Origin of the sequence: Thalassospira xiamenensis M-5 = DSM 17429, assembly GCF_000300235.2 — a bacterium.
Taxonomy (GTDB): domain Bacteria; phylum Pseudomonadota; class Alphaproteobacteria; order Rhodospirillales; family Thalassospiraceae; genus Thalassospira; species Thalassospira xiamenensis.
This window is the reverse complement of sequence record NZ_CP004388.1, coordinates 435,333-449,773: the sequence shown is the minus strand read 5'-3', so window position 1 is coordinate 449,773 and position 14,441 is coordinate 435,333. Positions and strand designations below refer to the sequence as shown.

Below are 14,441 nucleotides of genomic sequence, written 5' to 3'. Positions count from 1 at the left end.
TTGGCATTGGCCGCGGTCCACGATCATGTTGCAGCCGCACGTGCACTGGCGGCCCGATTGCCGCAACTGATCGATGAAAGCCGACGCATGGCGATCAGCTTGCGAAGCGGCCTTCACGGCAACCGCAAAGTCGGCCCTGGCAGCGATTTCTGGCAGTTCCGCCCCTACATCACTGGCGACCCGACCAACCAGATCGACTGGCGTCGTTCCGCGCGTAGCGATCATACCTTTATCCGTCAGACCGAATGGCAAGCCAGCCACAATTACTGGATCTGGCCGGTTCTATCGCCATCCATGTACTGGTCATCGGCACGAGACATCCCTTTCAAGGCCGAACGCACCCTTGTCATTTCCATCGCACTTGCCGATCTGCTGCTGCGCAACGGGGAAACGGTCGGAACATTCGATGCCGAACGGACTCGCATCACATCTGCCGAACATCTTGAAAAACTGGCCCACGCCATGCTGGCAAGCCCGGGCAACATCACCGACCATGCCGGTTCGATGCATGCCGGTCGCAAACATTCCGTTCTGGTGCTGGGTGATTTTCTGGAATTCGTCGATAGCAAGCAGTCACCGGTCCGCGCGATCAAGACCCTTGGCCAGTATCAGAATGACGGTGCGCTGGTGCATGTTCTTGATCCCGCTGAAATCGAGCCCCCCTTTACCGGTCGGGTCAATTTCATGGATACCGACGATCAGATGATTTACCGCAGCGAACGGTTTGAAGACCTTCGGGAAGGTTTCCGGCAGCGGGCCAAAACCTGGCGTGCCGACATCCGCGACGCCGCGCGTGAAAACGACTGGCTGTGTGACCAGCATGTGACTTCGGAAAGTGCAAGCCCGACCCTGCTTGCGCTTTATCAGCATTTAAGCGAACGCCAAAGCCAAAGTGGCTCTAACGGACGTGGTCGTCCGGCGATGAACCGCAACAGCCCGACGAGGCCGCGATGAACCTTGCGGCCATCACCTTTTTATATCCTGCGATGCTGGCCGGTCTTCTGGTTCTGCCGATTGTCTGGCTGATCATCAGATCCGCACCAAGGTCGCCCAAACAAGTCGTGTTTCCGGCGGCCCGGTTGTTGCGGGGGCTTCGTGCCAACCGGCGTGACATGCAACGTGCACCAATCTGGCAAACGCTTTTACGCTGCCTGATCCTGACCTTGCTGATCCTCGCCGCCGCGCGACCAGTCCTTAACAGAACAGAATTCTCGCGCGACGAGGGCGCTATTCTGATCATTGCCGAAAACAGCTGGTCATCAGCAGCAAACTGGCAGGAATATCGCACCGGCCTTAGCCAGATCATCAATCAGGCACGGCTGGACTTGCGCAGTATCTATATCGCACAAACCGCACCCGAGGCATCCGGCGCAACAACAACAAGATTACCCGATATTATCGGCCCGATATCGCCGCACGAAGCTGACCGTTTTATTGATCGACTGCATCCGCGCCCATGGGCTCCCGATTATACGGCTCTGTCAAACCGGATCGCCGATCACCAGCATATGGCCAATTCCATCGGCAGCATTATGTGGCTGACGGATAATATGGAACACCCCGCAAAGGCCGATCTTGCCAACGAACTTGGTACCGTTGCACCGATTACCGTACTTGGTCCCAAACGTGAAAACCGCATCGCGGTTCAATCGCTGACACGCAACCGTACCGGACTTGATATCACCCTGGCCCATCAGAATATGAATGCGCCAGGCGAATTTGCCCTTCTTGCGCGCAATGAACGTGGTCAGGTTCTGTTGCGTCACACCGTAAAAATTGAACCAGCAACCCATCAGACCAGAACCCAAATCCCACTACCCAGCGACATCACCAATTCGATACAGTCCGTAGGAATAGAAGGTATAGAATCCGCTGCCACGGTCTTTCAAACCGGTGCCCGCTGGCAACAGCGAAAAGTCGGTGTGATTGTCAGTTCCGGAGATAGTCCGGTGCTGCTGTCGGATCGGTATTTCTTTCTGGACCGGGCAATTTCCCCCTATGCCGACGTGACCTATGCACCACTTGGAAAGCTGCTTGAAAGCGGGATGGATATCCTTGTCGCCACAGGGCCGATTTCCGGCCTTGGCAGCCAATATTCAGCCCTTGAACGCTGGGTCCGCGATGGCGGTATGTTGGTGCGTTTCGCAGGGGACAGCACGACCGAGGTCGAACCGGAATTCCTGCCTGTGACGCTGCGTCTTGGCAATCGGGATTTCGGCGGATCGATGTCATGGGAAAAACCGAAACGACTTTTGGCATTTCCGGAAACCAGTCCATTTTTCGGCGTCCTGATTCCCGAGGAAATTACCATCAATCGGCAACTTCTTGCCGAACCCGATCCGGAAATTGTTGCCAAAACATGGGCCCGCCTGACTGATGGCACCCCGCTGATTACAAGTGCCCCGCGCAATGCCGGGCGAATTGTTCTTTTCCATGTGACCCCGTGGGCCGATTGGTCAAACCTTCCGATGTCGGGCCTGTTTGTCGAAATCTGGCAACGCCTTTTACCCCTTGCAAGCCCAAGTGACCGGTCTGAGGCCGAACTGCAAACAAGCCTGCCGGCCCAATCCGTGCTCGATGGCTTCGGCCGTGCTCATCAACCTGATGCAACGACCCTGCCCTTGCGCACACCGTTGCCGATGCCCGATCCACGGCATCCGCCGGGGATATACGGCAAAAATGGTCAGGCCGTTGCGCTTAACCTTGGCTCATTCCTTGAAAATCTTGACAGTCAGGTTCGCTGGCCGTCCGGCACGGTCATACGCGAAATCACCGATCAGGACCAAATCGATCTTGCCGCGATGTGCCTGATGGCTGCGATGCTGCTTCTGATCCTTGACGGGGTTGCCCTGATACTCGTCCATCACGTCAGTCTGAGACGTGCCCGGCATAAAGATGCGCTGACATCTTTCCTTCTGCTGGCATTTATCGGTGCTTCGGCAACGATGCTGCTGGGTGGCCGCGACGCCAGGGCGGTCGAAACCCAGGCCGCTGCCTTGCAACCGCGTCTCGCCTATCTCAAGACGGATGTTGCCCCGATTGACCGTCTCAGCCAGTCGGGACTTGCCGGCTTGACCGAAATCCTGCGTCGGCGAACGGCCGCTGACCTGGCCGCCCCGGATGCCATTGACCCCGAAGCCGGCGATCTCAGCTTTTATCCGCTGATCTATTGGCCGCTGGTTGACGGACAGCAACCTTTTTCGGACTTTGCCCGGACGCGTATCAACCGATATCTTGATAGCGGCGGCATGATCCTGATTGACAGCCGTGATCAGGAAGTCGAACCCGCCCGCCTGCGCCGATTACTGGCCGGGCTGGAAATCCCGATCCTTGATAAGGCACCGGGGGATCATATCCTGTTTCGCAGTTTCTATCTGCTGGACCATGCCTATGGCCGCTTTGCCGCGCCGCTTTGGCTTGATGCACGGCCCGATCAACGGTTGGACGGTGTTGCGTCTGTTCTGTTTGGCGGGAATGACTGGGCATCGGCCTGGATGCTGAACGAAGGCATCCAGACAGAGAGCCGCACCGATGACATTTCCCCGCGCCAGCGCGAAATGGCCTGGCGTTTCGGGGTCAACCTGGTGATGTATGCGCTTACCGGCAGTTATAAGGGGGATCAGGTTCATTTGCCGGCAATCCTTGAAAGGCTTGGCCGATGAACAGAAGCTGGCAGGATTTTCAGATCGCACCATTACTTGATATCGGGCTGCTGCAAATACTTGCCATCGCCTGTGTAGCCGCCATTCTGCTTTTTGCGGTATTTCGCCTGCGGGGCACGATCTGGCGGGCAATCGCGATGGCGGTCATGCTGCTTGCACTGATTGCGCCGCAATTTACCGATCAGAACCGTGAAAAACTAAGCGACATCGTCCTTGTGCTGGTGGATCGTTCCAATAGCCAGAATATCGGCAGCCGCACCGACCAGACGGATGCCGCGATCTCGCAGATACGCAACCGCTTTGCCGATGATCAAAGTATCGAACTGCGTATCGAAGAAGTGCCGGGCGAAACCGACACCCTGATGTTTGCCGCCCTTGACCGGCTTCTTGGCGGAATCCCGCGCGAACGACTGGGTGGTGTCGTCATGATTACCGATGGGCAAATTCACGATATTCCCGCCAGTCTGGATCTGGGTGCGCCCCTGCATGCGCTCATTACCGGGCGCGAAGATGAACATGACCGGCGTTTGCAAATTCGCCAGACCGCCGATTACGGTATCGTTGGCAAGAACGCGGATTTCATGGTCGAAGCCATTGATCACAACCTTGAGACAGGAAGTCCGGTATCGGTCCGCATGCTGCATGAAGATGGCACCGAACGGAACCTGACGCTGCCGGCCAACGAACCGCACCGCGTCACCATTCCTGTGCTCCACGCCGGGCCGGTGATCGCTGAATTGCGCATGGATGAAAATCCTGACGAAACAGATCAGACCAACAACCGGCTGATCCTTGAAACGACCGGCGTTCGTGATCGGCTCCGTGTCCTGCTGCTTTCGGGCGAACCGCATCCCGGCGAACGGGCATGGCGGAACCTTCTGCGTGCCGATCCCGGTGTTGATCTGGTGCATTTCACGATCCTGCGCCCACCGGAAAAAGGCGACGATACCCCGATAAACGAATTGGCTCTGATCCCATTTCCGATCCGTGATCTGTTTGAAGTGCGCCTGCGGCAGTTCGATCTGATCATTTTTGATCGCTATCAGATGCGCGGGGTTTTGCCTGCCCACTATCTGGAAAAGGTGGTGGATTATGTCCGATGGGGTGGTGCCGCCCTTGTTGTCGCCGGGCCGGAATATCTTGGACCTGATGGGCTTTCAAACACGGTTCTGGGTGATTTGATGCCGGTTCGGGCAACGGGCCGTGTCATTGAACAACCTTTTGCGCCGCGCGTGAACACAGCCGGACGCATTCATCCGGTGACAGCCCCGATTGCCGGTTCAATCAATACCCCGCCAAAATGGGGCCGCTGGTATCGGCAAATCGAAACCCGGGAAACTGACAATGACGTCATGACGCTTTTGACCGGTGTGGATCAATTACCCCTATTGTCCTTGCGGCGTGTTGAAGAAGGCCGGGCAGCTATGCTGAGTTCGGATCAGATGTGGTTGTGGCAGCGCGGCCATGATGGTGGCGGACCGATTGCCGAATTACTACGCCGATTGTCGCACTGGCTGATGAAGGAACCGGCCCTTGACGAAAACACCATTGCCACCGAACGCAGTGCCGATGGTAAAAGTCTGACCCTGAGCTGGCGCAAGATCGGGGCTGAACCGACAACCGCAACCGGTGCCGATCCGGAAACCGGCAAAGTCGTGCGCACAACATTTGAACGAACATCGGATCAGACATGGCAGGCCACCCTGCCCATCGCAGAGCGCGGCCTGATCCGCGTTCAGGCCCTTGATCGCGACGGCGTTACCCAGTCGGCATTGCATGTCGACCGCGATGTTCTGACCAGTGAACGTCGCAACACCAACTCGACATCAGACCTGTTACGCGAACTGGTTCTGGCCAATGGCGGATATATTGATCGCATCGAAAAAGGGCTTCCCGATTTCCGTCGGGTGAAAGAAGAACGTGTCTGGTTTGGCACAAACTGGGCAGGCTTGATGGAAACGGAAAGCTATCGCACAGTGATTGGCGGCATTACCAATCTGTTGCCTCTTCCGGTCGTTGCTATTCTTCTGGGGTTGATGTGTCTGATCGGCTGGCGGATCGAAAGCAAATAGCCTTAGTCGACCGGATACATCGTTTTGTGGAAATTACATAATCCACCGCGAAACTTTTCCACCAGAAAATCAATGAAAATACGCACCTTGGTCGGAAGATGGCGTCGTTCCGGATATACGGCATAAATCCCGCCACTGGCCAGCGAATTATATTCCTTAAGGATTTCGACCAGCGACCCTTTTTGAAGCGCCTCGGCAACGATGAATTCCGGTTCACGCGCGATACCAAGGCCCCGGATCGCTGCGAACGAGGTAAAATCACCATTGTTACACGACATGACCGGATTGACGCGGACATTAATCTGGCCTTCGGGTCCTTCAAATTCCCAGACATTCGGGCTGGGAAGGTTGGTATAGGCAAGTGTCCGGTGATTGGCCAGTTCGGTCGGGTGTTTGGGTTCACCATGTTCGGCGATGTAGCCCGGCGATGCCACGACGTAACCGTTAAAGTCGGCAAGCTTGCGGGCAATCAGGCTGGAATCCTTTAACCGGGTGATGCGGATGGCCATATCGAACCCTTCGGCAACCAGATCAACCATGTGATCGGCCAGATGAATATCGACATGCAACCCCGGATGCAGGCCCATGAATTCAGACACCAGATCGGGCATATACCGCTGGCCAAATGTCAGCGGAGCCGAAATCCGGAGCGTACCCCGCGGCGTGCCCCGTAAATCGGTCAGGGCATGTTCGGCTGTTTCGATTTCCTCAACCACGCGCGCGCAGTGCTGATAAAAAGTTGCACCCGAGTCGGTCAGGCTCAACCGGCGTGTCGTGCGATTAAGCAAACGAATGCCAAGACTGTCTTCAAGCTTGGTGACATGCTTGCTCACCGCGGATTTGGACATGGCAAGTTTGCGCGCGGCGCCGGAAAAGCTTTGCTCCTCGACGACACGAGCAAAAACCGTCATTCCATCCAGATTGCCGATCAGCATTGCTTTGCTCCTGTCCGAGTACCGAATAATTGTTGCCCATTTGGAAACAAATTAATGTCATATCGCCCGATTGCATTCAACGGGGAAATGACGATGATAGGAACAACGACCCCGGCCGCGCGTAATCGGCATATCACGGGACCACAAAAAACCGGAGGATACGATTATGGGCCTTTTGGTCGATGGAGAATGGAAAGACCAATGGTACGACACGAAATCGACCGGTGGTAAGTTCAAACGTCAGGACGCCGCTTTTCGGAACTGGCTGTCGAAAGACAAGGACGCCGAATTTCCTGCGGAAGCTGGTCGTTATCACCTGTATGTTTCCTATGCCTGCCCGTGGGCACATCGCACGCTGATCTTCCGTGCCATCAAGGGACTGGAAGACATGCTTTCAGTTTCGGTCGTGCATTGGCGCATGCTTGAAAATGGCTGGGAATTTTCCCCTGATGACGGGCTGCCCGACCATCTTGGCAATCACGGTTTCATGCATCAGATTTATACTGCGGCAGAACCCGATTATACTGGACGGGTTACGGTGCCGGTTCTTTGGGACAAGAAAACCAACCGGATTGTCAGCAACGAATCTGCCGAAATCATCCGGATGCTCAACTCTGCCTTTGATGATCTGGGAGCCAAACCCGGCGATTACTATCCAGAATATCTGCGCAGCGAAATCGATGCGATCAATGGCCGGGTCTATGACGATGTGAATAATGGTGTCTACAAATCTGGCTTTGCGACCGCTCAGGATGCCTATGAAGACGCTGTGACAACGCTTTTTGGCACGCTGGACTGGCTGGAAGACCATCTGTCGACCCATCGCTATCTGGCGGGTGATCGTCTGACAGAGGCCGACTGGCGGCTATTCACCACCCTGATCCGGTTTGATCCGGTCTATCACGGGCATTTCAAATGCAATCTGAAAATGCTGAAGGACTATCCCAATCTTTGGGCCTATACGCGCGAACTTTATCAGGTGCCCGGCATCAAACAGACCGTGTTCTTTGAACATATCAAGGGCCACTATTATGAAAGCCACCTGATGATCAACCCGACGGGCATCGTGCCCAAGGGACCTGTTCTCGATCTTGATATGCCACATGGCCGGGACAAACAGTTCGCCGGATAGATAACACGCCCTGCCCGATTTGTTGGCTGACAACACCACGCCCAAACAAAAACCCCCGCAGAAGTTCTGCGGGGGTTTTGCATTCCGAAAACCGGAAACTATTAATTCAGGCGACCTTTGATTTCCGCAATTGCGCTATCGACAAGCTCGTCTGCCTTTGCAGCAGTAACCTTTTCGGAAACCAGTGCAAATGTGGCCTGTGCCGCGATTTCGGCCACACGGGCACGAACTTCGGCAATGGCCTGGGTTTCGAGATTGGCAATACGGTCCATGGCCTGCTGTTCACGACGCTTGAGCGACGCTTTCAGTTCAGCCTGGGCATTCTCCAGCATGCGGTCGGCTTCCACCTTGGCATGGGCGCGGATTTCATCCGCTTCCTTCAATGCTTCGCGCTGTTTGGCCTGATATTTGGCCAGAAGCTCCTGAGCTTCTTCACGCAGGCGCTGTGCTTCATCCAGCTCTTCCGAGATTTTCTGCGCACGCTTGTCGAGTGCACCGGAAATACCCTTAACAGCCTTGAAGCCGCCGAAACCGGCAACCAGCAAGAAAGAAAGCGTGGTCCAGGTGTAAGGATCGGTAAGGAACGTAACCTCGTGCGGGGTTGCCATCTTCTTACTCTCCTACAATCGCCGAAACGGCCTTGTCGGCAGTTTTGGCCTGAACCTTGACACCGATAAGCTTGTCGGTTGCTTCACGGGCGATTTCGGATGCGGCTTCGGCCACACCTTTCATTGCGTCGTCTTTCGCACCGGCAATTGCCTTTTCGGCATCAGCGGTCTTTTTCGACAGTTTCTTGACCAGCGCTTCGGTTTTCGCAGCTTGCTCTGCAGCTGCTTTCTCCGTTGCTTCGCGAATATCTGCCTGTGCGGCATCACGAGCTTCTGCCAAGGCAGCCTCGTACTTCGCGATGGCGGCATCGGTTTCGTCTTTCAACGCCCGGGCCTTGCCAAGATTGTCTTCAATGGTCTTGTGACGGCGTTCCAGAACTTCGCCAACCTTCGGCAACGCGATTTTCGACATCAGGAAATACAGGATGCCAAAAATAACGAACAGCCAGAAAATCTGTTCCGAGAACGTCGCAATATCAAACTGCGGCATAGCCTACTCCCGAATTCAACGACACCGGCGAGGGGTATCCTCGCCGGGCCGAGTATTCGCGCAAAAGGCGCCGATTAGCCGAACAGAACGATCAGCGCAACGACGAGTGCGAACAGTGCAATAGCTTCGGTAACGGCAAAGCCGATCCAGCCATACAGTTCAACGTCGCCTTTTGCAGCCGGGTTACGGCCAACAGTCGCAATCAGGCTCGACCAGATGTTACCAACCCCGATACCGGCACCAATCATGCCAATAGCAGCCAGGCCAGCACCGATCATCTTAGCAGCATCGAGTTCCATAACTTCACCCTTTCGAATTTCTTAAAGGCAATCAGAAGAGATCACACCGGTCCACTAGCATTAGTGCATGTGGATTGCATCATGGAGATAGATGCAGGTGAGAATGGTGTAGACATAAGCCTGAAGCGCAGCAATGCCGAACTCCAGAACCGTAATCCCCGTCAGAAGAGCAAACGGAAGGACGCCGAAGATGCCGATCAGGCCGACGAACCCGCCAATCACTTTCAGCATGATGTGTCCGACGGTCATGTTCGCAAACAGTCGGATCGCCAGGCTGAACGGACGAGAGAAATAGGAGATGATTTCAATCGGGATCAGAATGAAGGCCGTTGCAATCGGCGCACCTGCCGGGAAGAACATCCGGAAGTAATGCGTACCGTGGCGAACGAAGCCGATAATGGTCACACCGATAAAGATCACCAGAGCCATCGCAAAAGTCACAGCGATATGGCTCGTAAAAGTAAAGCTGTGCGGGATCATGCCAAGCAGGTTCCCGAACAGAACAAACATAAACAGGGTGAAAACGAACGGGAAATACTTGCGCCCCGCGGTCCCCACATTATCTTTCAACATATTGGCGACGAATTCATACATCACCTCGGCGGCACCCTGCCAACGGCCAGGTACCAATGCCCCACGACGCATGCTGAGCGTCATGAAGCCCGTTACGAGAACGGCTGCGATCACCATCCAAAGTGCGGAGTTGGTGAAGGAAACATCAATGCCGGCAACCGAAAGCTCGGCCAAGGGCTTGATTTCAAACTGCTCTAGCGGTCCAGCCACCGTAATCCTCGCTCAATCTTTTGAGGGCCAAGGCTAATCCTTGTCCCCCTGCTTGCGCTCCCCCATCGCGCGTCCAAGTCCGACTGCACTGTCGAATCCTTTGGCCACCCGATAAGCGTTAAGACCACCAGCACCTGCTCCGAGAAATACAAACAGAACAAGCAGCCAGGGCGTCGTACCAAGCACCCGATCCAGCGCCCAGCCAATCAATAGTCCAACAAGAACAGCAGCGATCATTTCCGCCGAAATTCTCATTCCTAATGCCATCCCTTGGGATGGTTTGCCGGTCGCCCGGTTCGGGCTGTGCGTTTCTTCACGCTTGCTTGCTACGGCCACCAACTTGCTTTCAAGCTCTGCTAATGAAGCGCGATCTTTATCATCGCTCATTGTCGTGAACCCCGCTGTGGCAGCCTTGCAAACGTCGCAAGGAAATGCGCGGGCAACATACTTAGCGCCCCATAGGCTGTCAAGCCGTAAAACCCCACCTTGCCGGGGGCACAAAATTGACATTAAACATCTGTTTTATAATAATTTTACCGTCGAAATGTGTAATCATTCACATTTGATGTTAGGCGATAGTCGCAGCCGCACTTATCAGACTTTTCCATAAACAACCGCTTGCAACCGGCGGTTTCCCTTGGTTCCTGGCCCGTTGAACCACTGAATTGGGCTTCTGAGTAACCATTGTGAATTCAATCGCTTTTTATTGATTTCCGCCTTTTGCCGCGCGGTTTCGCATCGGCTTCCTGCTAACAGCTTCATATCCACGGCAAGAAACCGCGTGACATCAAACCGATTCATCTGAAACCGGCCCTTTTAATAAGAGGCAAACGGATTGCACCAAAGCAAAATCCTTAACTGGGCTAAAGCAAATGATCAGTTGGTAAAATCGAGCTCTTTTTGCTCTTTCTGGGAATAGACCTCGGCCTGGCGCAAATCGACCGACACCAGCGAGGAAACACCGCGTTCCGCCATTGTCACCCCGAACAGGCGGTTCATGCGGGCCATGGTCATGCGATGGTGGGTAATCACAAGGAAACGCGTATTGGCATGGCGGCCAATGGCTTCAAGCAATTTACAGAACCGGTCGACGTTGGCGTCATCAAGTGGTGCGTCAACTTCGTCGAGCACGCAAATCGGTGCCGGGTTGGTCAGGAACACCGCAAACAGAAGCGCAACAGCGGTCAATGCCTGCTCGCCACCAGACAGTAATGAAAGGTGCTGCAATTTCTTGCCCGGCGGGGATGCCATGATCTCAAGCCCGGCTTCCAGCGGATCGTCCGCATCGGTCAGCATCAGATGCGCCCCGCCACCGCCAAACAGGCGGACAAACAACTGCTGGAAATGTTTGTCGACTTCGTCAAATGCCGCTTTCAGGCGGTTGCGTGCTTCGCGGTTCAGCTGGTTGATACCATTGCGTAATTTATCAATGGCGGCGATCAGGTCATCGCGTTCGGAAACCAGTGTGTCTTTCTGTTCTTCCATCTCGGCCAGTTCGACCTCGGCCCTCAGGTTAACCGCACCAAGGTTTTCGCGTTCGCGCGACTGACGCTGCAAACGGGCCTCGATATCGTCTTCGGATGGCAATTCCTTGGTCTGATCGATTTCGGCCAGCTCTAAAAGCTGATCAGGCGTGGCATTAACCCGTTCGCGAATGCGCTCGATCAAATCGCGACGATGCTGTTCTGCCTGCTCCAGAAGGGCTTCGCACCGAACCCGGCCTTCGCGGGCCTCGGCCAGTTTCTGTTCCGCTTCCTTAAGGTTCTGATCGGCTTCGCGCTGCGCATTTTCGGCACGCACCAGTTCATCCGCCGCGTCCTTGCGTGCCTGATCGGCAATCTCGATACGGTCGGAAAGGATCGCGCGGCGCTCTTCTATCTCGTCGGGCTTAAGTTCAAGCTCCTCGATCTCCATGCGCGCTTCTTCCTGACGTTCACGAAGCTGGGCCACACGTTCGCCTGCCCCCGATGCGCGATCATTCCAGGATGCGATTTCGCTTTCAACAAATTCAAGTCGCTTGCGACGCCCCGATGCATCACGCTGCATGCGTTCAAGCTGGCTGCGCGCTTCCATCTGATCGGCGCGCGCATCCGAGAGCTCGGCACGTTTTTCAATCAGCTCAGCCTTGATTTCCATCAGGCCTTCGCTCGATTCCTCGGGCGTTGCCGCCAGTTCTTCCTGCTCGGCGATCAGTTCATCAAGGTCCTGCTTGGCACGCTTTTCGGCTTCTTCAGCGTTTTGCAGGCGTCCTTCAATGGCACTGGCGTCACGTTTGATATTGGCAATTTCTTCTCGCGCGCGGGCCAATGATCCCTCTGCCTCGCGAAGGGCACGGTGGGCTTCCTGTTCGCCGTTGCGTGCGGCTTCAACATCTTCTTCAAGACGTTCAACATTTTCCCGCGCTGTATCGGCCTTTTCCGCTGCAAGCTCGACCGCGTCGTCGATCTCTTCAAGCTCAAGGCGTAATTCTTCAAGTCGATTACGCTGTCGCAAACGTGCGGCTGCCGGAAGCTCCGCGCCAACCTTGATCCGATAGCCGTCCCAACGCCAAAGTGCACCTTCACGCGACACCAACCGCTGCCCGGTTTTCAACGTCTTGGCCAGCCAGTTACCTGTTGCCTCGTCATCAACAACCCCGATCTGCCAAAGGCGTCGGTTCAGCAATGCCGGACCGTCAACAAATTTCGCCAGTGCCTGGACCCCTTCGGGCAGGGCAGGGTCATCTGCGTCAGGGTCAACCGCCGACCAGTGCATCGGGGCATCTTCGGCATCGGGCGCGTCAAGGTCCTCGCCAAGTGCCGCCGCCATCGCCATTTCAAGGCCGCTGGTCACCGAAAGCTTTTCGATCACCGCCGGGAACTGCTGATCTGCATTGCCCTTGACCAGACTTTCAAGCGCCTCGATCTCGGCGACAAGCCGCGCCTTGCGGCTTTCGACATCACGAAGGGCATCGCGCGATTCGGTTTCCGCTGTTTTCAGGCTGTCTTCACGGTCGCGCAATTCGGCAAGACGCATTTCGGCATCTTCGATGGCAAGCTTACGCTGCTCGCAAAGTTCTTCGCATTCCTCAAGCACCAGACCGGCCTCTTCAAGGGCGTCGGTAAAATCGGCTTCAACCCGGATATCATCAAGGCGGGCAACGGCCTCGTCATAGCGTTCGGTCAAACGTGACCGGCGGGCGGAAAGTTCGCTTAACCGCTGCTGAACGCTTTTAAGCCGGGCTTCTTCGGCGGCTGCCCGGTTGGTCAGTTCGTCAACCTGCCCTTCCAGCGTTTCAACCCTTGCGGCCTGCGCGACGGCGCGTTCCTTTGCCTCGTCAAGCTCGTCATCCTCGCCGTCCTGGGCTTCACCCAGCTCTTCGCGTTCTGCCTTAAGCTTGTTCAACGCCCCTTCGGCGTCGCTTGCCAGTTCTGCTTCACGCGCAAGGTCGGCATCAATCTGCTGGATGCGCGCACGAAGCTGCGACATTTGGGTTTCGATCTGTGACTTGTCCTTGTCCAGTCCCTCACGCTCGATCAGCATGCGCTGCAAGGCCGCTGCCGCATCGCTTTCCTTTTTGCGAAGATCCGGAAGGCTTGCCGCAATATGGGCCTGAATGGTCGTTGCCTCGGTCACCTGACCGGTCAGGTCACGCACGGCACTTTCGCCCAGCACCAGCAATTCACGGGCATCTGCTTGCCGTTTTTCGGCATCGGTCCAGCGGATGTGGAATAGCAGAGCCTCCGTCTGGCGGATGCTTTCGGAAAGTTTGCGATACCGTTCGGCCTGTCGCGCCTGCTTTTGCAGAGACGCGATCTGGCTATCGAGTGTGACCAGAACGTCTTCAAGGCGTTCCATATTCTGTTCGGCATTTTTAAGTCGAAGCTCGGCCTCGTGACGGCGTGAATGCAGGCCGGTAATACCGGCGGCTTCCTCCAGAACCAGTCTGCGCTGACTTGGCTTCGCTCCGATCAGCGCACCGATCTTGCCCTGTGACACCATCGCGTTTGACCGTGCCCCGGTCGCGGCATCGGCAAACAGCAATTGGACGTCACGCGCACGGACATCCTTGCCATTGACCCGATAATTCGACCCGCCGCTGCGTTCGATACGTCGCACGACCTCAAGCGTTTCGTGATCGTTGAACATCGCCGGTGCTTTGCGTTCGGCATTATCCAGAACGACGGTAACTTCGGCCACGTTCCGCGCAGGACGCGACGATGTCCCGCCAAAAATAACGTCGGACATGTCCGAGCCGCGCATCTGCTTGGCAGAGGTTTCACCCATGACCCAGCGCAGGGCTTCGACAAGATTGGATTTGCCACAGCCATTCGGGCCGACAACACCTGTCAACCCGTCTTCAACCAGCAATTCGGTTGAATCGACGAAGGATTTGAACCCCGTCAGCCGTAGCGATTTAAACTGGACCAATCATGCCCCCGATCCGTCCCTTCCCCTGATTGCCGGATGTCGCATCTGCA

11 protein-coding genes are annotated in these 14,441 nt (G+C 55.7%); 4 read left to right on the top strand and 7 right to left on the bottom strand.

The genetic code is table 11. The features are described 5' to 3' along the window. Genes TH3_RS02060 through TH3_RS02050 form a run of 3 tightly spaced genes read left to right on the top strand, consistent with a single transcriptional unit; the run spans nucleotide 1 to nucleotide 5,734 of the window. A complete protein-coding gene (locus tag TH3_RS02060) occupies nucleotides 1-954 on the top strand; it encodes a DUF58 domain-containing protein (protein ID WP_007089059.1) in 954 nt (317 codons plus the stop codon). Beyond that, nucleotides 951-3,662, top strand: a complete 2,712-nt coding sequence (locus TH3_RS02055; RefSeq protein WP_007089060.1) for a DUF4159 domain-containing protein — start codon at nucleotides 951-953, stop codon at nucleotides 3,660-3,662. The genes TH3_RS02060 and TH3_RS02055 overlap by 4 nt, the downstream gene beginning before the upstream one ends. Further along, nucleotides 3,659-5,734: a hypothetical protein gene (locus TH3_RS02050; RefSeq protein WP_007089061.1), complete on the top strand. Its 2,076-nt coding sequence runs from the start codon at nucleotides 3,659-3,661 to the stop codon at nucleotides 5,732-5,734. Before TH3_RS02055 ends, TH3_RS02050 begins: the two co-directional genes overlap by 4 nt. A gap of 2 nt (nucleotides 5,735-5,736) precedes the next feature. Here TH3_RS02050 and TH3_RS02045 read toward each other — a convergent pair whose 3' ends face one another. After that, nucleotides 5,737-6,669 carry a LysR family transcriptional regulator gene (locus TH3_RS02045; protein WP_007089062.1) on the bottom strand — a complete coding sequence of 311 codons (933 nt, stop codon included), beginning with the start codon at nucleotides 6,667-6,669 and terminating at the stop codon, nucleotides 5,737-5,739. A 166-nt stretch (nucleotides 6,670-6,835) separates the two neighbouring features. Here TH3_RS02045 and TH3_RS02040 point away from each other — a divergent pair, with 166 nt between their 5' ends. Further along, on the top strand, nucleotides 6,836-7,801 hold the full coding sequence (locus tag TH3_RS02040) for a glutathione S-transferase family protein (protein ID WP_007089063.1): 966 nt from the start codon (nucleotides 6,836-6,838) through the stop codon (nucleotides 7,799-7,801). 101 nt (nucleotides 7,802-7,902) lie between these two features. Here the strand turns inward: TH3_RS02040 and TH3_RS02035 are convergent, their stop codons facing one another. The 6 genes from TH3_RS02035 to smc all read right to left on the bottom strand — a co-directional run bounded on the left by TH3_RS02035 (nucleotide 7,903) and on the right by smc (nucleotide 14,391). Beyond that, nucleotides 7,903-8,409, bottom strand: coding sequence for a F0F1 ATP synthase subunit B family protein (locus TH3_RS02035; RefSeq protein ID WP_007089064.1), 507 nt, complete (start codon nucleotides 8,407-8,409; stop codon nucleotides 7,903-7,905). 4 nt (nucleotides 8,410-8,413) lie between these two features. Then, on the bottom strand, nucleotides 8,414-8,899 hold the full coding sequence (locus tag TH3_RS02030) for a F0F1 ATP synthase subunit B family protein (protein WP_007089065.1): 486 nt from the start codon (nucleotides 8,897-8,899) through the stop codon (nucleotides 8,414-8,416). Nucleotides 8,900-8,973: 74 nt separating this feature from the next. Then, complete coding sequence (locus TH3_RS02025; RefSeq protein WP_007089066.1) at nucleotides 8,974-9,198, bottom strand: ATP synthase subunit C family protein; 225 nt, start codon at nucleotides 9,196-9,198, stop codon at nucleotides 8,974-8,976. 60 nt (nucleotides 9,199-9,258) lie between these two features. Continuing rightward, a complete protein-coding gene (locus TH3_RS02020; RefSeq protein WP_007089067.1) occupies nucleotides 9,259-9,981 on the bottom strand; it encodes a F0F1 ATP synthase subunit A in 723 nt (240 codons plus the stop codon). A gap of 33 nt (nucleotides 9,982-10,014) precedes the next feature. After that, a complete protein-coding gene (locus TH3_RS23225; RefSeq protein ID WP_007089068.1) occupies nucleotides 10,015-10,368 on the bottom strand; it encodes an AtpZ/AtpI family protein in 354 nt (117 codons plus the stop codon). Nucleotides 10,369-10,857: 489 nt separating this feature from the next. Beyond that, nucleotides 10,858-14,391 (bottom strand): chromosome segregation protein SMC, encoded by a 3,534-nt coding sequence (gene smc / locus TH3_RS02010; RefSeq protein ID WP_007089069.1) that lies wholly within the window; start codon nucleotides 14,389-14,391, stop codon nucleotides 10,858-10,860. Between the last annotated feature and the right edge of the window lie 50 nt (nucleotides 14,392-14,441).